This is a genomic window from Bacteroides propionicigenes (assembly GCF_018390535.1).
In the GTDB taxonomy this organism is placed as follows: domain Bacteria; phylum Bacteroidota; class Bacteroidia; order Bacteroidales; family Bacteroidaceae; genus Bacteroides; species Bacteroides propionicigenes.
On record NZ_JAHBBW010000002.1, the window covers coordinates 250,077 to 272,946 of the forward strand.

Annotated in this window: 21 protein-coding genes; 12 read left to right on the forward strand and 9 right to left on the reverse strand. The window is 46.9% G+C overall.

Annotation, left to right across the window (positions count from 1 at the left end; genetic code table 11):
• Positions 1-222: 222 nt before the first annotated feature.
• Genes dprA through KG118_RS03795 form a run of 3 tightly spaced genes read right to left on the reverse strand, consistent with a single transcriptional unit; the run spans position 223 to position 3,072 of the window.
• On the reverse strand, positions 223-1,341 hold the full coding sequence (gene dprA, locus KG118_RS03785; RefSeq protein WP_117710444.1) for a DNA-processing protein DprA: 1,119 nt from the start codon (positions 1,339-1,341) through the stop codon (positions 223-225).
• Positions 1,334-1,741: an acyl-CoA thioesterase gene (locus tag KG118_RS03790; RefSeq protein WP_005655620.1), complete on the reverse strand. Its 408-nt coding sequence runs from the start codon at positions 1,739-1,741 to the stop codon at positions 1,334-1,336. The genes dprA and KG118_RS03790 overlap by 8 nt, the downstream gene beginning before the upstream one ends.
• A gap of 44 nt (positions 1,742-1,785) precedes the next feature.
• Positions 1,786-3,072: a peptidase U32 family protein gene (locus KG118_RS03795; RefSeq protein ID WP_117710591.1), complete on the reverse strand. Its 1,287-nt coding sequence runs from the start codon at positions 3,070-3,072 to the stop codon at positions 1,786-1,788.
• A 90-nt stretch (positions 3,073-3,162) separates the two neighbouring features.
• Between KG118_RS03795 and dusB the strand changes: the two genes are divergently transcribed.
• Complete coding sequence (gene dusB / locus KG118_RS03800) at positions 3,163-4,143, forward strand: tRNA dihydrouridine synthase DusB (RefSeq protein ID WP_117710445.1); 981 nt, start codon at positions 3,163-3,165, stop codon at positions 4,141-4,143.
• Positions 4,144-4,903: 760 nt separating this feature from the next.
• On the opposite strand, the gene KG118_RS03805 is transcribed toward dusB, so the two are convergent.
• The 5 genes from KG118_RS03805 to KG118_RS03825 form a co-directional block, all read right to left on the reverse strand.
• A complete protein-coding gene (locus KG118_RS03805; RefSeq protein WP_117710446.1) occupies positions 4,904-5,413 on the reverse strand; it encodes a hypothetical protein in 510 nt (169 codons plus the stop codon).
• 9 nt (positions 5,414-5,422) lie between these two features.
• Positions 5,423-5,575, reverse strand: coding sequence for a hypothetical protein (locus KG118_RS03810; protein ID WP_158560987.1), 153 nt, complete (start codon positions 5,573-5,575; stop codon positions 5,423-5,425).
• A 207-nt stretch (positions 5,576-5,782) separates the two neighbouring features.
• Positions 5,783-6,748 carry a phosphatase PAP2 family protein gene (locus tag KG118_RS03815; protein WP_117710447.1) on the reverse strand — a complete coding sequence of 322 codons (966 nt, stop codon included), beginning with the start codon at positions 6,746-6,748 and terminating at the stop codon, positions 5,783-5,785.
• Positions 6,739-7,746, reverse strand: a complete 1,008-nt coding sequence (locus KG118_RS03820; RefSeq protein WP_118323022.1) for an NAD-dependent epimerase/dehydratase family protein — start codon at positions 7,744-7,746, stop codon at positions 6,739-6,741. Before KG118_RS03820 ends, KG118_RS03815 begins: the two co-directional genes overlap by 10 nt.
• 45 nt (positions 7,747-7,791) lie before the next feature.
• On the reverse strand, positions 7,792-8,706 hold the full coding sequence (locus KG118_RS03825; RefSeq protein ID WP_369834329.1) for a cation diffusion facilitator family transporter: 915 nt from the start codon (positions 8,704-8,706) through the stop codon (positions 7,792-7,794).
• Positions 8,707-8,866: 160 nt separating this feature from the next.
• Here KG118_RS03825 and rnr point away from each other — a divergent pair, with 160 nt between their 5' ends.
• Both rnr and KG118_RS03835 read left to right on the forward strand, forming a co-directional pair.
• Complete coding sequence (gene rnr, locus KG118_RS03830; RefSeq protein WP_117710449.1) at positions 8,867-11,026, forward strand: ribonuclease R; 2,160 nt, start codon at positions 8,867-8,869, stop codon at positions 11,024-11,026.
• Positions 11,027-11,063: 37 nt separating this feature from the next.
• Complete coding sequence (locus KG118_RS03835; protein WP_117710450.1) at positions 11,064-11,543, forward strand: pyridoxamine 5'-phosphate oxidase family protein; 480 nt, start codon at positions 11,064-11,066, stop codon at positions 11,541-11,543.
• Positions 11,544-11,707: 164 nt separating this feature from the next.
• On the opposite strand, the gene cysK is transcribed toward KG118_RS03835, so the two are convergent.
• Positions 11,708-12,655, reverse strand: coding sequence for a cysteine synthase A (cysK, locus tag KG118_RS03840; protein ID WP_117710451.1), 948 nt, complete (start codon positions 12,653-12,655; stop codon positions 11,708-11,710).
• 158 nt (positions 12,656-12,813) lie between these two features.
• Between cysK and epsC the strand changes: the two genes are divergently transcribed.
• The 9 genes from epsC (at position 12,814) to KG118_RS03885 (ending at position 22,731) form a co-directional block, all read left to right on the forward strand.
• Entirely contained in the window at positions 12,814-13,713 is a 900-nt protein-coding gene (gene epsC / locus KG118_RS03845; RefSeq protein ID WP_117710452.1) for a serine O-acetyltransferase EpsC, read from the forward strand.
• A gap of 108 nt (positions 13,714-13,821) precedes the next feature.
• Positions 13,822-15,216 carry a THUMP domain-containing class I SAM-dependent RNA methyltransferase gene (locus KG118_RS03850; RefSeq protein WP_117710453.1) on the forward strand — a complete coding sequence of 465 codons (1,395 nt, stop codon included), beginning with the start codon at positions 13,822-13,824 and terminating at the stop codon, positions 15,214-15,216.
• A complete protein-coding gene (locus KG118_RS03855; protein WP_117710454.1) occupies positions 15,194-17,386 on the forward strand; it encodes a S9 family peptidase in 2,193 nt (730 codons plus the stop codon). The genes KG118_RS03850 and KG118_RS03855 overlap by 23 nt, the downstream gene beginning before the upstream one ends.
• 44 nt (positions 17,387-17,430) lie before the next feature.
• Positions 17,431-18,705 (forward strand): phosphoribosylamine--glycine ligase, encoded by a 1,275-nt coding sequence (gene purD, locus KG118_RS03860; RefSeq protein ID WP_117710455.1) that lies wholly within the window; start codon positions 17,431-17,433, stop codon positions 18,703-18,705.
• Between the two features lie 6 nt (positions 18,706-18,711).
• Positions 18,712-19,707, forward strand: a complete 996-nt coding sequence (locus KG118_RS03865; protein ID WP_117710456.1) for a hypothetical protein — start codon at positions 18,712-18,714, stop codon at positions 19,705-19,707.
• A complete protein-coding gene (locus KG118_RS03870) occupies positions 19,692-20,171 on the forward strand; it encodes a YqaA family protein (protein ID WP_117710457.1) in 480 nt (159 codons plus the stop codon). Before KG118_RS03865 ends, KG118_RS03870 begins: the two co-directional genes overlap by 16 nt.
• A 4-nt stretch (positions 20,172-20,175) precedes the next feature.
• A complete protein-coding gene (mnmD, locus tag KG118_RS03875) occupies positions 20,176-20,862 on the forward strand; it encodes a tRNA (5-methylaminomethyl-2-thiouridine)(34)-methyltransferase MnmD (RefSeq protein ID WP_117710458.1) in 687 nt (228 codons plus the stop codon).
• Positions 20,863-20,932: 70 nt separating this feature from the next.
• Complete coding sequence (locus KG118_RS03880) at positions 20,933-21,853, forward strand: metal ABC transporter solute-binding protein, Zn/Mn family (protein ID WP_117710459.1); 921 nt, start codon at positions 20,933-20,935, stop codon at positions 21,851-21,853.
• A gap of 110 nt (positions 21,854-21,963) precedes the next feature.
• Positions 21,964-22,731, forward strand: coding sequence for a metal ABC transporter ATP-binding protein (locus tag KG118_RS03885; protein ID WP_117710460.1), 768 nt, complete (start codon positions 21,964-21,966; stop codon positions 22,729-22,731).
• The last annotated feature ends 139 nt before the right edge of the window (positions 22,732-22,870 follow it).

Below are 22,870 nucleotides of genomic sequence, written 5' to 3' on the forward strand. Positions count from 1 at the left end.
CAAAGGAATTATCATATCGTCAGCATTTGTCCATCTATTCGAGTCAAGAAGTCAAGCGTGTACGAAAACAGTAAATATTCGTAAAATAAAACTAAAAGAATTTCAGAAAAAGAGTAAATGTTTGGAAGATATAAGAAGAAACCATACATTTGTCACGTGATTTTTTTCATAGTATTAGATTTAAGGTTAACAAAGGTTGGAGTACAGCGGTACTCCTTTTTTTTATGCCAATAAGTGATACACTCCTCCCACCAATGTTTTTACCACCCCTTTCATCTCCAATTCAAAAAGCAGGGCGCTCATACGATTTACCGGTATATCCGCTTCTACTACAAGCGTATTGATATGCGAATCTCCCTGGCGGGTCAGTATGCGCACCACCAACTCCTCCTCAGCGGTCAGCTCCGGAAACAAATTGCGCTGAATACCCTCCGCCTTGAGTGCAGATTCCGCACTGCCCCATCCCATTGTTCTTACAAATTCCTCGGCGCTTTGCACAAGTGCCGCCTTATTATCCCGTATCAACTGATTGCAACCGATAGAAGCGGTGTCCGTCACCCGCCCGGGTACGGCAAAGCAATCACGATGATAGCCGTCAGCCAAATCCGCCGTAATCAAAGAACCGCCTTTAGCGGCAGATTCCACCACAATCGTTGCGTCACACATCCCCGCCACAATACGGTTACGACTGACGAAGTTATGTTTGTCCGGATTAGTCTCGGTAAGAAACTCGGTAAGCAAGCCGCCATTTGCCAGCATATCGACAGCCGTTTTACGATGCACAAAAGGATAAATACGGTCCAAGCCATGGGCCAGAACAGCGACTGTGGAAATATTATCGGCAAGTGCGGCACGATGCGCATGAATATCAATGCCATAAGCAAGGCCGCTCACTACCAGAACATCGGGAAGAAGCACAGACAAATCGTGTATGAAGTCGGCACAAAACTGTTTGCCGTACTCCGTTGCCCGACGCGTACCTACCATATTAATAATATGTAGTCGATTAAAATCAGCGTTTCCTTTGAAAAACAAAACAATCGGGGCGTCCTCACACTCCCTCAAGCGGGAAGGATAGGCCTCATCCTGCAAAGTGAGACAAGTCAGGCGGTTCTTTTCCACAAACTCCATTTCGCGCTCGGCACGGAGAAAAGCGGCGGGGCAATCAAGAGCCACAATTATGGAAGGATTCACGCCGGGCAGGAGTTCCGGCAACTCTTTACGCCGCCCGAAAACGTCGACGGCACTACCTATGCCGTCTATTAAACGCTTTGCCCCGATATGTCCTATACCGGGGCAAAGCGTAAGAGCTATACAGCAAAGACGTTCGTCGTTATTCATGGTCGAGGTAGGGGGCAAAGACGTTATCGAATAATTCGCTGTCGCTTAAACGTCCGTTCACCACACATACCGTTTCAACCACCGCCTTAATGGCTACCTTATTATCACTTGCCCTGAAAATATCCTGATAGAACACGTATTTGATGCCTTCCTTCTTCATCGCCAGTTTCGACACGAACTCATCACCGCTCTTCAACGGCGTTTTGAAAGCCATATTGATTCGTGCCACCACCGGGTCTACTCCCTGTTCGTGGAGCGCTGCAAAGCTGACACCCGTGCTCAACAGGAACTCGTGCCTCGTATGCTCCAGATAATGCTGATAATTGGCATTGTTGACAATACCTTGAAGGTCGCATTCATAGTCGCGAACCTTCATCTTCAGTTCATAAATATAGTTCATTAGGATATTTACTATTTAACAGTTTACGATTTACCATTTGATAGTCAACCGCGTTTATTCTCTATATCCAAGCCTTTAAACTTCTTGAGCTCCTCTACGGAAACCAGTTTGTAGAGTTTGTCGCTGGGACGTATTTTATCGGCCTTCATCGAGAAGTGCTGTCCCTTCTTCACGGTCTGTACGGGTTTCAAATCCACGCGCGCCTCTTCCAATGTGGTAAAGACGGCTCCTGTTGTGGGCCCCGTTATCAGCAGTTTATCGCCAACATTGACTTCGGCAGCTTCCACCAAGAACTCCGCCACACCGATATTTGAGAAATACCGGATGCCCTTACCGACATAAATCTTGCGTTCGGTAGCTGCAGAACCGTAATTCCGGGTCCATTCGCCCAAACGTTGTCCCAAGTAATAGCCGTCCCAAAAGCCGCGGTTAAAGACAGTTTTCAGACGTTCATCCCAAACCGCTATCTTTTCATCGGTGAATGTGCCGTCCACATAAGAGCGGATAGCCTCTTTATAGCATTCCACTACGGTACGCACGTACTCGGGACCGCGGGCACGTCCCTCAATCTTAAACACGCGTACACCTGCATCCAGCATCTTGTTCATGAAATGGATGGTTTTCAGGTCTTTGGGTGACATAATATATTGGTTGTCAATATCCAATTCCACATCCGTTTCCTTGTCGCGCACCGTATAGGAACGGCGGCACACCTGCATACATGCTCCCCGGTTGGCAGAATGATTCATCTCGTGCAGCGAGAGGTAGCACTTGCCCGATACCGCCATGCACAAAGCGCCATGGCAGAACATCTCGATACGTATCTGTTCACCGCCCGGACCGCAAATATTCTCTTCGCAGATATGGCGATAGATTTCCGCCACCTGTTCCAGGTTCAGCTCACGCGCCAGCACCACTACATCGGCAAACCGGGCATAGAAACGCAAAGCCTCCACATTTGAGATATTCAGCTGCGTAGACAAATGCACCTCCTGACCTATCTGCCGGGCATAGCTCATCACCGCCACATCTGCTGCAATCACCGCCGAAATGCCTGCCGCTTTTGCCGCATCCACAATGGTGCGCATCAAGGGAATGTCATTATCGTATATAATGGTATTCACCGTAAGATAGCTTTTCATGCCGTGCTCGTCGCAGGTACGGGCTATCTCGCGCAGGTCATCTATTGTAAACGTATTCGCCGAACGGGCACGCATATTCAGATTCTCGATACCGAAATAAATAGAATCCGCACCTGCTTGGATAGCAGCCGCCAAAGATTCGCGTGAACCTACCGGCGCCATAATTTCAAAATCACTGATAGAGGGCATAACAAATTTATTTGTATTATTATATTCGCACATTTATTTTCGCAAAGGTAGGCTTTTTTCCGTATTTTTGCAGGCAAATCCAGTTAGAATATGAAGATTAAAGATATAGACCTCGGCAAGTATCCCGTAGTGCTTGCCCCTATGGAGGATGTGACCGACCCGGCCTTCCGACTGATGTGCAAAAGTTTCGGAGCGGATATGGTATACACCGAGTTCGTGTCGAGCGACGCACTGATACGCTCTGTCAGCAAGACCGAGCAGAAGCTGAACATCAGCGACGAAGAACGCCCCGTAGCCATACAAATATACGGCAAAGATACGGACACGATGGTAGAAGCGGCACGCATTGTGGAACAGGCACGTCCGGATATACTGGATATAAACTTCGGTTGCCCCGTAAAACGTGTAGCCGGCAAAGGAGCCGGAGCGGGAATGTTGCAGAATATCCCCAAAATGCTGGAGATAACCCGTGCCGTGGTAGATGCCGTACAGATACCCGTCACCGTAAAAACCCGTCTCGGCTGGGATGCCAACAGCAAGATTATCGTAGAGTTGGCGGAGCAACTGCAAGACTGCGGTATTGCCGCCCTTACCATCCACGGCCGCACCCGTGCCCAAATGTATACAGGTGAGGCGGACTGGACTCTGATTGGCGAAGTCAAGAATAATCCCCGTATGCATATTCCCGTCATCGGCAATGGTGACGTAACCACTCCCCAAAGGGCGAAAGAATGCTTTGACCGCTATGGCGTGGATGCCATTATGATAGGCCGCGCCAGCTTTGGCCGCCCCTGGATATTCAAGGAAGTGAAACATTATCTGGAAACGGGTGAGGAGATGCCGCCCCTCAGTCCGGAGTGGAAGCTCAATGTGCTCCGCCGGGAAGTAGAAGACAGCGTAAAACTGTTGGACGAACGAAGAGGCATCCTGCATGTACGCCGTCACTTGGCAGCAAGTCCTTTGTTCAAAGGTATTCCCAACTTCCGGGATACACGCATCGCCATGTTGCGGGCAGAAACGAAAGAGGAACTATACCGTATCTTTGACGACATAGCCCCCTTACTTCCTTAAGTCCCGGTTAATATTTCCATATGCCTGCCAACAAAGGCCATAATTAACACATAACCCACACCTTTTTATCGACAGGCCATAAATATTCAACTAAAAGCCATTCAGTTCCTAAGTGAATCATATTCGTTCGTAATGATTCTCAATGGAATTTAACAACCTCACATACATACTTTGATGTACATCATAATTCATTTTGATATACGTCAAAACGGATTATGATATACATCAAAACAGGGAATATTCTTGGATTTCAATTTACACCTGTACCCCTTCCACCCTTCCGAACCCTCCTGTTTATACGGGGTAGCGGGTGGAACCCGCTTTTTACTCCCCCAATGACACACCTCAGCTCCCTAAACCACGGGCATTTGTCCTGCAAACCACAGGCGTTTGAGGAGCTGAGGTGTGTGGTTTAGGGAGCTGAGATGCGTCATTGGAATTGCCGGAATGTGCAGGGGTTCCACCCGCTACCCCGTATAAACAGGAGGGTTCGGAAGGGTGGAAGGGGGTGGCATGAAAGCAACATGACCTCTACCAACAATTGCAATTGGTCAGTACAACGACGAACATTACTAAAAGTCGTCTTATACTCATGATTATTTATAATAAGTAAGTGTTGAATTTTAATTTATATCAAGAGCATCTGTCATTCAGAGCGAAGCGAAGAATCTACTCTCTTTATGTATACATAGAGAAGAGATTCTTCGCTCCGCTCTGAATGACAGATAGTATAAACTAATTATGCACATTTACTTAACGATTATTTCTTCAACGTATCATATTCTTCTTTAGAAATAAAGACAACTTTGGTTGCACCGTTATATTTAGGTTGGTCATAAGAAAGCTTCAAATCTTTGTCCAACACTTGTTCCGCCTGCAATTCTATAGCTTCACGATTCGGAAAACTTCCGAAGGGATATTGCAAACTTACTCCTACAACCTTTCCTCCGGCATCCATATACTTATAGCAGATAGGATAGTCCGCACTTTCCCCTTTGCCTATTGTCAGAGGAACATTTATTTTAATACGGAAAGAGACAGAAACAGTAACATCCTCAGTACCATTAGCTTTCGCCTCAGTTACCATAGGTTGGGAAGCAATAGAATAGAACAATCCTTCGGAGAGTTCATAAGGCAGTTCCATACCTACCAACTTCTTGGCAGCCGCCCCCAGTTTCGTTTCGCTATCCTTGTCCAGTTGCTGTTTTTTCTCTGCCAACTTAGCTATTTCTGCCACATCAGGATTCTCTGCCTTAGCAAGTTTCTCCAATTTCTCAGCCTATGCCAAAGCTCTTTTCAGATATAAGCCCGCTTCCCCATCCATTCCTTCCCGCTGATAGATACAACCGATATTAGAATAGGCCTGCGCCAGACAAGAAAGCATGATATGGTAAGAGGCTTCAGCAATGTGCTTCCGGGCATAAGATTGCATACGGGTCAGATAGACTCTGCATTTCTCTCCTTAAGCGCCTGCCGGTATCCTTTCGATAAACATTGGGAAAAGACATCCGCAACTTCACCATTCTCTATCATAAACGGGCATGGAAGTCTCCGTCGAGAAAGCAGGACTTGCAAATAAGAAAAAATAAAAGCCGGCAACCAGCTTGAGTATGTATTTCATAAGCATATGATTTCAGTATCATCTGAACATCGGCTGTGCAAACCACCGCTTGAACATCCACGTCACCGCCACATAAAGAACAATGGCAGAAAAGAAACCGACAATAGCATCAATCAGGTAATGCGCCTGAATATATACCGTGGCTCCGCACAGCAGCAAATAGAAAGGGAGCAGACAAGCAAATAAACATTTGCTGCCTCGCCATGCCATAATCATCAGGATAGTGGACATACCGACATGGGAACTGGGGAAAGCCGCCGTCGGACGCTCACCCACTTGCTGAGAACCCTCCACCAGATTGTAGAAAAATCCATGTTCGTATCCCGGACCGGGCAGCAACTCTTGATTATGATTGAAATAATCTCCGATGGAAGGGAATATTCCCTGCGCCACATTATCGTTGCCGATAGCCGGGAAATAGAATTGCGGTCCTGCCACCGGCACGAAGATATAAAACAGGTAATAGATAAAGAAAGCGGTGACTATCACGAACGATACTTTCTCAAAAAGCTCAAAACGGTAGAGGAAATACCATACCACCACCAGAAGAATCATCGGATAATAGAAGAAGTAGCCCATATTGAACGGCTCGCTGACCCACATCTGCGGAAACCGCAAAGAAAACCATACGGCAGGCTGCCCTCCGAATATCCATTGTTCCGCCGATGCGAAAACATGGTCCAGATTAGGGAAGATACGATTGAATTCAAATGTATCGGGATACCAGTAAGAAAGCAGCGACATCTGGATGGCTATACGGATAAAAGCGGAAAACTTGCAAGGGGCGAGCCGATAAAGATACATCAGCAGGAACGTCATGCCCGCAATCATAGCGCGGTCTGCAAGCATCTGTACCGGATGATCCATTTCTTGGAAAAGAAACAGTATAAGAATGGAAGTCAACAGGTTATATATCAGTGTTATCTTCTCTACCGCAAAAAGCCCGTTACGGGTTTCTACTCTCTTGAATAAGTCTAAAGCCATCCTTTATCTTTATACCAGGCAATGGTCTCCTTTACTCCCCGTTCCAAATCGTACTCGGGGCTGTAGCCCAGTTCCTTAATGGTCGGAGTAATGTCGCATTGCCAGTTGCGTTGTTTCATTATTCTATACTTGTCCGAATTGAGCGTACTGGTAGTGTTCCGGCGCTTCGCCCAATATTCGGCGAGCAAAGATACAACTTTCAATATAATTAACGGACATCTCAGACGAATTACAAACGGATTCCCCAATTCTTTCCGTATCAAATCGGAAAAAGCACGGCTTCGATAGACCTTGCCGTCTGCCAAGAAATAGGCGCGGCAGGATATTTGTTTCTCTATTCCCAAGAAAACGGCCTGCACAATATCCTTGACGTAGACAAATGTCAAATCTTGCCGGCGGAAGCCTACGGAGAAGTCCGTGTGCTGCCGGATGGACTTTGCCATCAGGAAATAATCCTTCTCGCGCGGACCGTAGACACCCGTAGGACGATAGATGACGTAGGGGAAACCCGGTATGCTTTGCAGATAAATCTCCGCTTTCAGCTTGCTAAGACCGTAAGCCGTATTAGGCATAGGAGTGTCTTTTCCCGTTATCGGAGTATATGTCTTTTCGCGTATCGGCCCGAATACGCTCAAAGTGCTGATAAAGATAAATTGCTTGGGAATCATGTTCAACTCACGCAACGTATCCACAAAGTATTTGGTCTGCAGATAGTTTACACGTTCAAAGTCTTTCTTATCCACACATTTGGTGGCTCCGGCGCAATGGATAATATAATCGAACTTGTTGTAAGTCCCTTTATGGCCGGAAAGTTGCGCCCGCAGTTCGTTGGGATGTGCAAAGTCGAGTTCAAGAAAATGTATTTTCCTATCCTGCAAATACTCCCGGCTACTGGACGAACGTACGCCTGCCCATACACCGAATCCCCGTCTCAACGCTTCTTCCACGATGAAACTTCCGATAAACCCGCTTGCTCCTGTTACTAAAACCGACTCCACTTTTTATTTATTGCAAATTTTGATAATTACGAATTACTTCTCCCGCTATTTCAGCGGCTCTACATGGATACCTACATGAGTGCCCTTGCCAAACTGCGCTTTCAAGGTATTCTCAACGGCCGTTGCCGTACGGTGCGCTTCTTCCAGTGTTATTTTGCCGTCCATGCGCACGTGCACCTCTATCGCATAATAGTTGCCTATGCGGCGGGTGCGTAGATGATGCGGCGAACTTACTCCGGGGAAAGACAGGATAATCTTCTGTATTTCATTTTCCACATCGGCAGGCAACGATTTCTCCAGCAACTCATCCACGCAAGGAACCAATAGTTTTATGGCCACCTTCATAATGAAGAAACTGACGATAACCGCAGCTATCGGGTCGAGTACCCGCCAGTGATTTCCCAAAAGAATAGCCCCACCGATACCTATGGCGGTTCCTATGGAAGAAAGAGCGTCACTCCGATGATGCCACGCATTGGCTACCACTGCCTGGGAATTCAGTTTCTTTCCCTTAAACACCGTATAACGGTAGAGTGCCTCCTTAAAAGCGATGGACACCAACGCCGCTATCAATGCCAGCATTCCCGGCTCCTGCAAAGAACCGCCGTGAAGAAACCGATAGATAGATGAAGCGCCGTTCCAGAAAATCCCGAACCCGACAAAAAGCAATACAATACCGATAATGGCGGTTGCCAAGGTCTCATATTTGCCATGCCCGTAATCGTGTCCTTCATCTTCCGGTTTGGAAGAGATGCGCACAAAAACAATGACAATGATGTCTGTAACAAAGTCCGACAGCGAGTGTACGGCATCCGCCAGCATGGCGGCGCTATGCCCCGCGATTCCCGCAAAGAACTTAAACAGAAGCAACAGGAAGTTCACTACACTCCCCACAATCGTTACGCGGTAAATACCTTTTTCCCTCGCAACATCTTCTTTATCCATAGGTTGTACTGCCATGCTCTTTTTTTCTAAGTCGTTGCAAATATAGTACATAAATCTATTATGACCGGTCGTTCCCTTATAATTTTCAGTAAGACAGAAAGATTTTGAAGGCAGAGTGAACGAGTGAATACATTTATTTGTTTACTTTGCAAGAAAGATAAAAAGACATCAAATTATGGCTAAGACAAAGAAAGAAAAGAAAGAGAAAAAAGCCGGCAAGCGAATGAAGAAGAAAGAACTCGTCAAAACGCTGTTGGACTTCTTCCACATAAAACAAGACGAAGTACTGTCCCTGAAATACATTTTCGAACAACTGCACCTCACCACACATCCGCTGAAAATGCTGTGTATGGATATCCTGTCCGAATTGTCGGATGACGATTATATCACCGAAGTGGACAAGCATAAATACAAGCTGAATAATCATGGCGTGGAAATGACCGGTACTTTCCAGCGCAAGAGCAACGGAAAGAACTCATTTATACCCGAAGGCGGCGGCGACCCCATTTTCGTAGCCGAACGGAATTCGGCGCACGCCATGGCAGGCGACAAAGTACGCATCGCTTTCTATGCCAAACGCCGCGGACGTGAAGCCGAAGGCGAAGTCATCGAAATACTGGAACGCGCCAACGACACCTTCGTAGGAACGCTGGAAGTTGCCAAGTCATACGCTTTCCTTGTCACGGAAAACCGTACGCTCGCCAACGACATCTTTATCCCCAAAGAGAAACTGAAAGGTGGAAAAACAGGCGACAAAGCCATCGTCAAGGTGGTGGAGTGGCCCGACAAGGCAAAGAACCCCATCGGCCAGGTCATTGACATCTTGGGAAAAGCCGGAGACAACACCACCGAAATGCACGCTATCCTTGCCGAATTCGGACTGCCGTATGTCTACCCCGCATCCGTGGAAAAAGCCGCGGACAAGATTCCCGCAGAAATTCCCGCAGAGGAGTATGCCAAACGTGAAGATTTCCGCCATATAACCACCTTTACCATAGACCCCAAAGACGCCAAAGACTTTGACGATGCCCTGTCCATCCGCAAACTGAAGGACAACCTTTGGGAAGTAGGCGTGCACATTGCCGACGTGACACATTATGTAACGGAAGGCAGCATCATCGACAAGGAAGCGGAGAAACGGGCGACATCCGTTTATCTTGTAGACCGCACCATTCCGATGCTGCCCGAACGGCTGTGCAACTTCATCTGCTCCCTGCGTCCCGATGAAGAGAAACTGGCTTATTCCGCCGTCTTCGAAATGACGGACAAAGGAGAAGTAAAAAACTCACGCATTGTACATACGGTTATCAAGTCCGACCGCCGCTTCACATACGAGGAGGCGCAACAGATTATCGAAACCAAAGAGGGAGATTTTAAAGAGGAAATCCTCAAGCTGGATTCACTTGCCAAGATATTGCGCGAAAAGCGGTTTGCCGCCGGCGCCATCAACTTCGACCGCTATGAAGTGAAATTCGAAATTGATGAGAAGGGCAAGCCCGTCAGCGTATATTTCAAAGAATCCAAAGACGCCAACAAGCTGGTAGAGGAGTTCATGCTACTCGCCAACCGCACTGTGGCCGAAAAGATAGGACGCGTGCCCAAAAGCAAAAAGCCGAAAGTATTCCCCTATCGTATTCACGACCTTCCGGACCCTGAGAAACTGGATAACCTGTCACAGTTCATCGCCCGCTTCGGCTACAAGCTACGCACCGGCGGAACCAAAACGGATGTATCCAAGTCCATCAACCACCTGCTGGATGATATTCAAGGGAAGAAAGAGGAGAATCTCATCGAAACCGTATCTATCCGCGCCATGCAAAAAGCGCGCTATTCCGTGCACAACATCGGGCACTACGGACTGGCATTCGACTATTATACCCACTTCACCTCTCCCATCCGCCGCTATCCGGACATGATGGTGCACCGGTTGCTGACCAAGTACTTGGATTTGGGCGGACGAAGCGTTTCCGAACAGAAATACGAAGCGCTCTGCGAACATTCCAGCGGCATGGAACAGATTGCCGCCAATGCGGAGCGCGCCTCTATCAAGTACAAGCAAGTGGAATACATGACGGAACGTCTGGGACAGACTTACGACGGTGTTATTTCCGGCGTTACCGAATGGGGACTGTACGTGGAGCTGAACGAGAATAAATGTGAGGGAATGATACCTATCCGCGACCTCGATGATGATTACTACGAATTCGATGAAAAGAACTATTGCCTGCGCGGACGTCGGAAGAACCGTACATACAGCCTCGGTGACGCTATCACCATCAAGGTGGCGCGTGCCAATCTGGAGAAAAAGCAATTGGACTTTGCATTGGTTGAATAAAAAACAATCACCGTTATAAACGCTTGCATACACATACATGAAGACAATTACTATTACAGACCGTGGGCAAATAGAAGATATTATCCGTAAATGCCCCTATTGTACGGTCGGAATTACCGACGAAGAGGGCAACCCGTATGTAGTCCCCATGAACTTCGCTTGGGATAATGATACCGTTTATTTACATTCGGGTCCCGAAGGAAGCAAAGTAGAAATGGTGGCACGGCATCCGCAGGTCTGCATCAACTTTTGCGAAGGACACGAACTGGTATATATGCACAAACAGATAGCTTGCAGTTACAGCATGAAATCCCGCAGTGTTATCTGTAAAGGCAAAGTGCGCTTCATAGAAGATATGGATGAGAAACGCCGGGTACTCGATATTCTCATGAAACAATATACAGACAATGCGTGCAGTTATGCCGAACCGGCTGTACGCAACGTGAAAATCTGGGAAGTGAAGGTGGATGAAATAAGTTGCAAATCGTTCGGACTACGACCGAGTGAAATAAAATAATCTAAACAAAAACTTCCGCATCGGAATTTGATTATCGCTAACCCGTATATTTAGGGTGTCTCAGTATACGACTGAGACACCCTAATTTTTACGCCATTGATTATCAACAAATTGCAAAAGCATATTTAATTAGCCTGTTTCCGTTCATAAATATATACAAGACACTACAAAGGATATTCCTCAAAGGCATAAAGCAACGTCGACAAATAGCGTTCTCCCGTATCAGGCAGTAACACCACTATGTTTTTACCCTCATTCTCCGGCAACTGCGCCAATCGGGTTGCGGCGCTGACGGCCGCCCCCGAAGAGATACCGACCAACAGGCCTTCGTACTTCGCCAGTTCCCGACCGGTACGGATAGCGTCATCATTGGATACCTGCAGAATTCCGTCTACTACCGCACTATTATAGTTTTTGGGGATGAAGCCGGCACCGATACCTTGAATCTTGTGCGGCCCCGGTTTTCCGCCTGACAACACCGGAGAGTCTTCCGGCTCTACGGCTACTACTTGTATCTTGGGGTTATGCTTCTTCAAAGCCGTACCCACACCGCTCACCGTCCCGCCGGTCCCAACGCCGGCTACGAATACATCGACTTTCCCGTCCGTATCCTGCCAGATTTCCTGTCCGGTAGTGCGCTCATGAACGGCAGGATTAGCTTGATTATCAAACTGCTGCAAAATCAATGAACCGGGTGTGCCTGATTTTAATTCTTCGGCACGGGCTATAGCGCCTTTCATACCGTCGGCACCGGGTGTCAAGACAAGTTCCGCGCCAAGAGCCTTCAATAGATTGCGACGTTCCATACTCATGGTATCCGGCATGGTCAAAACCAATTTATAACCTTTGGCAGCCGCCACAAAGGCAAGTCCCACCCCGGTATTCCCACTGGTCGGCTCGATAATCGTTGCACCAGGTGTCAACAGTCCTTTCGTTTCCGCATCTTCTATCATAGCCAGCGCAACGCGGTCCTTTACACTGCCTGCGGGATTAAAGTATTCCAGCTTGACTATCACATGAGCCCTCAGACCCTTATTTTTACTATAATTGTTCAACTCCAACAGAGGAGTGTTGCCTACTAAGTCAGTAAGGCGTTGTGCTATTTTTTTCATAACTTACAGTGAATGATTGATAAGACAAAGATACGACGCAGCTCGCTCATTCAAAATACCATAAATGTGGTAAATCCATACTATAAATGAGGGATATGTAGGAAAATTGGTGAGTATTTTATACCTTTGTAGCCACTTTATTAATAAAGGATATCATAATGAGTCCACTCAATTTTACTCACATCCTGACACAGGCAGTCGATGAGCTATCGGAAAGCGAATCATACAAAGGACTGTTTCACCAGCACACAGACGGCAATCCATTGCCTTCAGCTAAGGCATTGTGCGATATTATCGAACTTGCACGCGCCATTATCTTCCCCGGATATTTCGGAAATTCAACGGTCAACAGCCGTACGGTAACTTACCATATCGGAGTCAATGTAGAAAGACTGTTCGACCTGCTGACCGAGCAAATACTGGCAGGCCTCTGCTTCGGCAGTGACGATGAAGGCAGCTGCTGCACCGAACTTCAACGTGAAGAGGCGGCATCCATTGCCGCCGAGTTCATCAGCCATTTGCCGGAATTGCGCCGCATACTGGCAACAGACGTTGAAGCCGCTTACAACGGTGACCCTGCCGCCCACTCGTTCGGCGAAGTTATCAGTTGCTATCCCGCCATCCGTGCCATCAGCAACTACCGCATAGCGCATGAACTGCTGATGCTCGGCGTGCCCCTCATTCCGCGTATCATTACCGAAATGGCGCATAGCGAAACCGGCATCGACATTCATCCGGGAGCCGCCATAGGCAGTCATTTCACCATAGACCATGGCACAGGTGTGGTAATCGGCGAAACCTGTATCATCGGCAATAACGTAAAACTATATCAGGGTGTGACCCTCGGTGCCAAAAGCTTCCCGCTGGACGAAGACGGCAAACCCATCAAAGGCATTCCCCGCCACCCCATATTGGAAGATAATGTCATTGTCTATTCCAATGCCACCATATTAGGACGTATCACCATCGGGAAGGATGCTACCGTAGGCGGCAACATCTGGGTAACGGAAGATGTGCCGGCAGGTGCAAGAATAGTACAAACCAAAGCAAAAAAGTAGGAAGACTTATGATTTCAGAGTTATAATTTATGCCATGCGGCATATAGTAAAGATGAAATCATACCGAAACAAATCATGAATCATAAATTATAAATCATAAATAAATAGATGAGCGAACAATCATTTGAAATGATTGCCAAAACTTTCCAGGGACTGGAAGAAACATTGGCACAAGAATTGACCTCCTTAGGGGCAAACGAGATACAGATAGGACGTCGTATGGTATCATTCTGTGGAGATAAGGAAATGATGTACAAGGCTAACTTCTGCCTGCGAACAGCTATCCGCATCCTGAAGCCTATCAAACAGTTTGTAGCAAAAAATGCCGATGAGGTGTACGAGCAAATCAAAGCAATCCACTGGGAAGATTATCTGGATGTTGACAAGACTTTCGCTGTAGACGCAGTTGTGTTCAGCGAGGAATTCCGTCATTCAAAGTTTGTTTCCTACAAAGTGAAAGACGCTATTGTGGACTACTTCCGGGATGCCTACAACAAACGCCCGTCTGTACGTATCAATAAGCCCGACGTACTATTGAACATCCATATTGCTGAAACCAAGTGTACGCTCTCTCTCGATTCATCCGGCGAGTCCTTGCACCGCCGCGGTTATCGCCAAGAGGCCGTAGAAGCTCCGCTGAACGAAGTGCTGGCTGCCGGCATGATATTAATGAGCGGCTGGCATGGAGAATGCGACCTGATAGACCCTATGTGCGGTTCGGGTACAATCCCCATTGAAGCGGCCCTGATAGCCCGGAACATCGCACCGGGCGTATTCCGCAAAGAATTTGCTTTTGAAAAATGGATTGATTTCGACCAGGAACTGTTTGACAAGATTTATAATGATGACAGCCAGGAACGTGAATTCGCTCATAAGATATACGGATACGACAATAACCCGAAAGCCAACGAAATCGCAACCCACAACATAAAAGCGGCAGGTGTGTCCAAAGATGTAACATTGAAATTGCAACCCTTCCAACAGTTTGAACAGCCTAAGGAAAAGGCCGTCATTATTACCAACCCGCCGTATGGAGAGCGTATATCAACGAACGACCTGTTAGGACTATACTCCATGATTGGCGAACGACTGAAGCACGCATTTACAGGCAATACCGCATGGATACTTTCTTACCGTGAAGAATGTTTCGATCAAATAGGCTTGAAAGCTACTGCCAAGATACCTTTGTTCAACGGTGCTTTGGAATGTGAATTCCGCAAATATGAAATCTTTGATGGAAAATACAAAGAATTCAAAAAACAGGATAGTGAAGAAGGTGACAAAGAGTACAGACCTTACACACCAAGAGAGAAAAAGGAATTCAAGCCCGGGGAGAGAAGAGAGTTTAAATCCGGAGAGAAAAGGGAATTTAAACCGAGAGAAAGAAGGGAGTTCAAGTCGGATGATAAACGGGAGTTCAAGCCTCGTGAATACAGAAAGCCGACAGACGGAGAATGGAAACCGAAAAAAGCAAGAAGCTATGAACGTAAAGAGAATCGGTAAGGCAGTCATGGCGTTGCTACTGGCAACAACCGCCTTATTTTCAATGGAGCTTATGGCACAAGATTTGAGAAAGCCCACTCTGGAAGACCTTCTTCCCGGTGGCGCTACCTATCGTATCGCTGAGAATTTACCGGGTTTACAGTGGTGGGGAGATGTATGTATAAAGCCCGGCATCGATTCATTGTTTGCCGTCAATCCCAAAAACGGAAAGGAGACATTGCTCACGACCCGGGAAAAGGTAAATCAGGTGCTCAATTCACTGATAACTCCTACGGAAACAACCGCAACATCAAAGTATAAAGGAAATAAGGTACAACATTTCTACAATACCGAGTTTCCATGGCTGGACAAACCGTATATGCTTATTAAGTTGCCTGCGAGATACATCATTTATGATTTCGAGAAAGATGAATTCGTTAAAGGTCTCCCGCAAGCCGGAGAGAGAAACGGTGCCAACATTGACTATACCCCGGAAGGCGGGCACATAGCTTATACCGTAAAGAATAATCTCTTTGTAGACAACAAAGCCGTCACCAAAGAACCCGAAGGAATTGTGTGCGGGCAGAGCGTACACCGCAATGAATTCGGAATCAGCAAGGGTACTTTCTGGAGTCCCCAAGGAAACCTGCTGGCCTTTTACCGTATGAACGAAAGCATGGTAACTCCTTATCCGCTGGTGGATATTACTCCCAGAATAGCTTTAGTGGACAAGATACGCTACCCGATGGCAGGGATGCTCAGCCACCAAGTTACCGTAGGCATCTATAATCCGGACACTCAAAAGACCGTTTATTTGAATATCGGTGACCCTACCAACCGTTATTTCACCAATATCAGCTGGGCGCCCGACGGGAAGAGCCTTTATCTCATAGAGTTGAACCGTGATCAGAATCATGCAAAACTTTGCCAATACAACAGCGAGACCGGAGAATTGATGTCCACCCTTATCGAGGAGACACATTCCAAATATGTAGAGCCCCAACAACCAATCCTGTTCCTGCCTTGGAATCATACCCAGTTTATCTATCAGAGCCAGAAAGACGGCTACAACCATCTGTATCTCTACAATACGGACGGTAAGCTTATCAAGCAACTAACAAAAGGAGACTGGCTGGTGCAGAAGGTTTTAGGATTCAACGCCAAGAAGAAAGAGGTCATCATCGCTTCCACAGAAATATCTCCCTTGCAAAGTAATTTATATAAAGTAAATGTAAATACAAACAAACGTACTCCACTGGACAATAGCGAGGGGGTACACAACGGGATACTTTCCGCTTCGGGCAATTATATCATCGACCGGTATTCCACTCCGAATACTCCCCGCAAGATAGAGATAGTCAATACCCAAAACAAGAAAAGCATCTCCCTGCTGACAGCGAAGAATCCTTATGAAGGCTTTGTTATGCCTGCAATAGAGACAGGTACGATAAAGGCTGCCGACGGCAAGACCGACTTATATTACCGCCTTGTCAAGCCTGCCGACTTCGACCCGAACAAGAAATACCCCGCAATCGTCTACGTATACGGCGGTCCTCATGCCCAGATGATTACCAACGGCTGGATGAACGATGCACGCGGCTGGGATATCTATATGGCCAACAAGGGCTATATCATGTTCACACTCGACAACCGCGGCAGCAATAACCGTGGACTGGAATTCGAGAACGTCACCTTCAGACACTTAGGCGTTGAAGAGGGTAAAGACCAAGTAAAAGGGGTGGACTACCTGAAAAGCCTGCCTTATGTGGACGGTAACCGCATCGGCGTGCACGGCTGGAGCTTCGGCGGGCATATGACCACCGCCCTCATGCTACGCTATCCGGAGATTTTCAAAGTAGGCGTGGCCGGCGGACCGGTTATCGACTGGAAGTATTATGAAATAATGTATGGCGAACGCTATATGGACACCCCTCAGACCAACCCCGAAGGTTACGAACAATGTGACTTGAAGAACCTTGCAGGGCAGCTGAAAGGACATCTGCTTATCATCCACGATGACCACGACGATACATGTGTACCCCAACATACGCTTTCTTTCATGAAAGCCTGCGTGGATGCACGAACCTATCCCGATCTGTTTATCTATCCCGGGCATAAACACAATGTATTGGGACGTGACCGTGTACATCTGCACGAGAAGATAACCCGATATTTCGAGGATTATTTATAAACCGGACGCATTTTCAACAGTAAACAATTAAACGTATCTATAAAATGAAAGTATTATTGCTTGGCTCAGGTGGCCGCGAACACGCTTTGGCTTGGAAGATTGCACAAAGCCCTAAAATAGAAAAACTGTATATCGCTCCCGGCAATGCGGGAACAAGCGCAGTGGGCGAGAATGTAGACATCAAAGCTACTGACTTCCCCGCTCTCAAGGCTTTTGCCCTTGAGCATAAGATTGACATGATTGTAGTGGGTCCCGAAGATCCGCTGGTACAAGGTATTTTCGATTGCTTCAAAGGAGATGCCGCTACCCGGCACATCGCCATTATCGGCCCTTCTGCAAAGGGTGCACAGTTGGAAGGCAGTAAAGAATTCGCCAAAGAGTTCATGTTGCGCCACAACATTCCTACCGCCCGCTACAAAAGCGTAACAGCCGAAACACTGGAGGAAGGGCTTGCTTTTCTTGAAACTCTCACCGCTCCTTATGTGCTGAAGGCCGATGGCTTGTGTGCAGGTAAAGGCGTACTGATTCTCCCGACGCTGGAAGAAGCCCGGAAAGAACTGAAAGAGATGCTCAGCGGTATGTTCGGCGATGCCAGCGCAACAGTGGTTATCGAGGAGTTCCTGAGCGGAATAGAATGCTCGGTTTTCGTCCTGAGCGATGGCGAGCATTATAAAGTATTGCCTGTGGCCAAAGATTATAAACGCATCGGAGAAGGTGATAAAGGACTGAATACCGGCGGTATGGGCAGCGTGACACCCGTTCCTTTCGCCAACGACGAGTTTATGGAAAAGGTGCGCGAACGCATTATAGAGCCCACCATCAACGGCTTGCGCGAAGAAGGCATCCTGTACAAAGGTTTTATCTTCCTGGGACTTATCAATGTACAGAACGAACCCATGGTGATAGAATACAATGTCCGCATGGGAGACCCTGAGACAGAAAGCGTTATGCTGCGTATTAAGAGCGATATCGTGGAACTTTTCGAAGGTATACACAAAGTAAACCTCGATACCAAGACAATGGAACTCGACCCGCGCACGGCAGCTTGTGTAATGCTGGTCAGCGGCGGTTATCCCGAAGCATACCAAAAAGGATATCCCATTACCGGCTTCAACCTCGCCGAAGCTACGGACAGCATCCTGTTCCATGCCGGTACTGCCGTAAAGGATGGTCATATCGTCACTAATGGCGGCCGTGTGATAGCCGTTTGCTCCTATGGAGAAACAAAAGAAGAGGCTTTGGAGAAGAGTTATAAAGTAGCCGATATGTTAAGTTTCGAGGGTAAGTACTTCCGTCGCGACATCGGATTCGACCTTTAACTATCAATGAGAAGCCAAAGATTCCAAAATCGGGTTACGGCGGGACGCTTTACGCTTCCCGCCGCCATCCTTATATCAGTAACCTGCTGGATACTGAGCGCTATCCTATTACCCGATTTGGAGATACGAAAAGACAATTACCCCCTGTGGAACATATTCTGTGACTCATGTATCCCGATGTGGGGCACTCGTCTTTTCAGCTTTATCCTATACTCTATCATAGGATATTTTCTTATCGGGCTGAACAATGCATTCGCCATCATCCGTATGCGGGCGTCTGTACAGACAGCCATTTATTTCCTGCTGGTTTCCGTCTGTCCGAGTATGCATATATTATATGCCGGAGACTTGGTAGCGGTCACTTTTCTGATAGCGCTGTATTTTCTGTTCAGAAGCTACCAACAAGCTAAACCGGCAAGCCATCTATTCCATGCATTCGTATTTATAGGCATGGGAAGCCTGCTTTTTCCACAACTGATATTCTTTGTTCCCGTATTTTGGATAGGGGCGTATAGCTTCCAATCTCTCCAACCTAAAAGTTTTTTCGCTTCGCTCATCGGCTGGAGCGTACCTTATTGGTTTCTATTGGGCTACACTTACATTTCCGGACATATGGATTTATTCTACCAACCGTTTTTGGAACTGGTGAGTTTCCATTCTGTCCAATTCAGTTTCCAACCTTGGGAATTGGCTACGGCCGGGTATCTGCTCCTTTTATATATAGTAAGTTCAAGCCATTGTTTGGTTGCCGGATATGAGGACAAGATACGTACACGCAGCTATCTGCACTTTCTGATATTCCTGAACTTCTGCATTTTTGTCTATATGGGGCTACAACCCGCTCTATATCCTCATTTGCTATCCCTGCTGTTAATCGGTACCAGCATTCTGATTGGACATTTATTCGTGTTGACCAATAGTCGGAGTTCCAACCTGTTCTTTATAATTATGCTCATCGGACTATTTACTTTATTCGGATTCAATTTATGGACGCTTTTATAGATACACTGATACAACTTCTCATTGACTGGGGATATGTAGGGCTTTTTATCTCAGCCTTACTGGCGGGAAGTATCATTCCGTTCAGCTCCGAATTGGTGATGCTGGCGCTCATTAAAGTAGGACTGAGCCCTGCCATTTGTGTCCTTGCCGCAACATTGGGAAATACGGCCGGCGGCATGACCTGTTACTATATGGGGCGACTTGGCAAGACAGACTGGATAGAGAAATATTTCAAAGTAAAGAAAGAGAAGATTGACAAGATGCAACGTTTTCTGCAAGGGAAAGGAGCCCTCATGGCTTTTTTTGCCTTTCTGCCTTTTATAGGGGAAGCCATTGCCATAGCATTGGGCTTTATGCGCAGCAATGTCATGCTGACTACTTCTTCTATGTTTGCAGGCAAGCTGATACGATATATTGCTATGTTATTGGCCTTACAGGGAGCATTATCAGTGATGAGTGTTTAGAGCTATGAAACGAATTATAGAACGGACGGAAGACGGAAGCGCCACACTATTTGTGCCGGAACTGAATGAGCATTATCATTCGGTAAAAGGAGCACGTACCGAATCGCAACATATCTTCATTGATATGGGGCTGAAGGCATCCACCGCTATCCAACCTCATATTCTTGAAATAGGATTCGGTACGGGACTCAATGCCTTACTCACTTTGGAGACAGCCGAACAAGAGAAAAGACCTGTTCATTATACCGGCATCGAACTCTATCCTCTGTCTTGGGAAGAAGTTGATATATTAAATTATAGCAACAATCCCCTATTTAAGGAGTTACATACGGCATCATGGAATAAAGATGTGAACATTACACCATGCTTTACGTTACACAAAATAAAAGGAGACGTAAATAGAGTGATTAGTGACAAACAGTTAGCGGTTATTGGTGAACCGCCTGCCAATTACAGTTTCGACCTTGTTTATTTCGATGCATTCGCCCCCGAGAAGCAGCCTGAATTGTGGAGCGAAGAGCTTTTCCGAAACATATATTCCTGCATGAACTACAATGGCATACTGACCACCTATTGCGCCAAAGGCGTTATCCGCCGGCTATTACAAGCCGTTGGGTTTACGGTAGAGCGCCTTCCCGGCCCGCCGGGCGGCAAACGTGAGATACTCCGAGCCGGCAAAACAAAGGAATAAGCCGCAGAAAGAAGACAAACAAAGCAACAGTTACTCTGAATTACATTTATAAAAGCCATAAATAAGATAGATGAAAAAGATATATTTTTTACTACTCGCAACTATACTCATAGCCTCCTGCAAGCCCAAAAGCAATCAAAGCAATAAAGCCGGTGATAAACCTGTTATCACTGTTACGCTCGAACCTCTGCGATACTTCACCGAGGCCATTGCCGGTGACCTGTTTACAGTAGTCAGTATGGTTCCCAAAGGTGCAAGTCCGGAAACCTACGACCCTACACCGCAGCAGCTCATCGAACTTACCAAAAGTAAGGCATACTTCCGCATCGGCTACATCGGATTCGAGCAGGTGTGGATGGAGAAACTCTCGGAAAACGCACCACATCTGCAATTCTACGATATGTCGGAGTGGGTGGAACTCATCGATGGGGATGCCCACCCCCATCATCCGCCATACGCCCCAGAAACATCCGGACAAGAACACCATCACATTGACGGTGTAGAACCCCACATTTGGAACTCTACCGCCAACGCTCAAGTCATCGCACGTAATATACTTCACGCCCTGATTGCCCTCGACCAATCCAACAAGATGGCCTACATAGATCGCTACAAGCAACTCTGCGAACGGATTGAACGCACGGACAGCCTCATCCGCAAACAGCTCTCCGCACCGGGGGCAGATCATGCCTTTATGATTTACCACCCTGCGCTTTCCTATTTCGCCCGCGACTACGGACTGCATCAGATTCCTATCGAAGCCGGAGGTAAAGAGCCGTCCCCCGCACATCTGAAAGCATTGATTGATACCTGCAAGAGTGAAAAAGTACACGTAATCTTTGTACAACCGGAATTCGACCGCCGCAATGCCGAACTCATTGCCAAACAAACCGGAACCCGGATTGTTGACATCAATCCCCTGTCCTACGATTGGGAGGCGGAGATGCTGGATATAGCGAAAGCATTAAACGGATTAAAAACCGGCTTATAAAGACTCACAGATAAACGTTTTAAAATAAGTAAATATACATAATTAACTTATACTATCTGTCATTCGGATATAAACTAAATTTCAACATCTACTTAACAAGAAAAGAAATCATGCCAACTCCCATTATCGAAATAAGAAACCTCAATGCCGGATACGACGGCCGTACGGTACTTCGTGACGTAAACCTCACCGTTTACGACAGGGACTTTTTGGGTATTATCGGTCCGAACGGAGGCGGTAAGACCACGCTTATCAAATGTATTTTGGGATTACTCAAACCTATTTCCGGTGACATATCTTTTGCATCTCCCCATCTGACAGGCAACTCTCCGCTCACCATGGGCTACCTGCCCCAATACAACAGTATAGACCGCAAATTCCCTATCACCGTCGAGGAAGTTATTTTATCAGGACTCAGCAGCAAGAAGTCGCTCACCTCACGCTTCACTAAGGAGCACAGAGAAAAAGCACGTCAAGTCATAGTACGTATGGGACTGGAAGGACTGGAAGAACGTGCAATCGGCGCACTGAGCGGCGGACAACTTCAACGCGCCTTGTTGGGACGCGCTATTATCTCCGACCCCGAAGTAGTCATCCTTGACGAACCCAGCACTTACATTGACAAGCGTTTTGAAGCGCGCCTGTATCAATTATTGGCCGAAATCAATAAAGACTGTGCCATCATACTCGTCAGCCACGACATAGGTACGGTGTTGCAGCAAGTAAAATCCATTGCCTGCGTCAACGAGACACTGGATTATCATCCCGATACAGGCATCACCGGCGAATGGCTGGAACGTAATTTCAACTGCCCCATAGAACTATTGGGACATGGCACATTGCCGCATCGGATATTAGGAGAACACCATCACCATTAGGATAAATCGTGTGTGAATACAGCATGATACAGAAAGTTTTGTTTTTTCTGAAAATTCTCCCTATATCTCTAAACCAATCCTAATAATCCGGCTTATTGTCACTTATTTAGAACTGAAATCATTATCTTTGCGCCCGTCT

Bases quoted from the DNA above. Each gene is read 5' to 3' on its own strand.
- KG118_RS03825 (WP_369834329.1), bottom strand. From the start codon at position 8,706: ATGGCAGTACAACCTATGGATAAAGAAGATGTTGCGAGGGAAAAAGGT.
- KG118_RS03865 (WP_117710456.1), top strand. From the start codon at position 18,712: ATGAGAAGCCAAAGATTCCAAAATCGGGTTACGGCGGGACGCTTTACG.
- purD (WP_117710455.1), top strand. From the start codon at position 17,431: ATGAAAGTATTATTGCTTGGCTCAGGTGGCCGCGAACACGCTTTGGCT.
- dusB (WP_117710445.1), top strand. From the start codon at position 3,163: ATGAAGATTAAAGATATAGACCTCGGCAAGTATCCCGTAGTGCTTGCC.
- KG118_RS03885 (WP_117710460.1), top strand. From the start codon at position 21,964: ATGCCAACTCCCATTATCGAAATAAGAAACCTCAATGCCGGATACGAC.
- KG118_RS03810 (WP_158560987.1), bottom strand. From the start codon at position 5,575: ATGCAATCTTATGCCCGGAAGCACATTGCTGAAGCCTCTTACCATATC.
- KG118_RS03870 (WP_117710457.1), top strand. From the start codon at position 19,692: ATGGACGCTTTTATAGATACACTGATACAACTTCTCATTGACTGGGGA.
- KG118_RS03880 (WP_117710459.1), top strand. From the start codon at position 20,933: ATGAAAAAGATATATTTTTTACTACTCGCAACTATACTCATAGCCTCC.
- KG118_RS03790 (WP_005655620.1), bottom strand. From the start codon at position 1,741: ATGAACTATATTTATGAACTGAAGATGAAGGTTCGCGACTATGAATGC.
- cysK (WP_117710451.1), bottom strand. From the start codon at position 12,655: ATGAAAAAAATAGCACAACGCCTTACTGACTTAGTAGGCAACACTCCT.
- KG118_RS03795 (WP_117710591.1), bottom strand. From the start codon at position 3,072: ATGCCCTCTATCAGTGATTTTGAAATTATGGCGCCGGTAGGTTCACGC.
- KG118_RS03850 (WP_117710453.1), top strand. From the start codon at position 13,822: ATGAGCGAACAATCATTTGAAATGATTGCCAAAACTTTCCAGGGACTG.
- mnmD (WP_117710458.1), top strand. From the start codon at position 20,176: ATGAAACGAATTATAGAACGGACGGAAGACGGAAGCGCCACACTATTT.
- epsC (WP_117710452.1), top strand. From the start codon at position 12,814: ATGAGTCCACTCAATTTTACTCACATCCTGACACAGGCAGTCGATGAG.
- KG118_RS03855 (WP_117710454.1), top strand. From the start codon at position 15,194: ATGAACGTAAAGAGAATCGGTAAGGCAGTCATGGCGTTGCTACTGGCA.
- dprA (WP_117710444.1), bottom strand. From the start codon at position 1,341: ATGAATAACGACGAACGTCTTTGCTGTATAGCTCTTACGCTTTGCCCC.
- KG118_RS03815 (WP_117710447.1), bottom strand. From the start codon at position 6,748: ATGGCTTTAGACTTATTCAAGAGAGTAGAAACCCGTAACGGGCTTTTT.
- rnr (WP_117710449.1), top strand. From the start codon at position 8,867: ATGGCTAAGACAAAGAAAGAAAAGAAAGAGAAAAAAGCCGGCAAGCGA.
- KG118_RS03835 (WP_117710450.1), top strand. From the start codon at position 11,064: ATGAAGACAATTACTATTACAGACCGTGGGCAAATAGAAGATATTATC.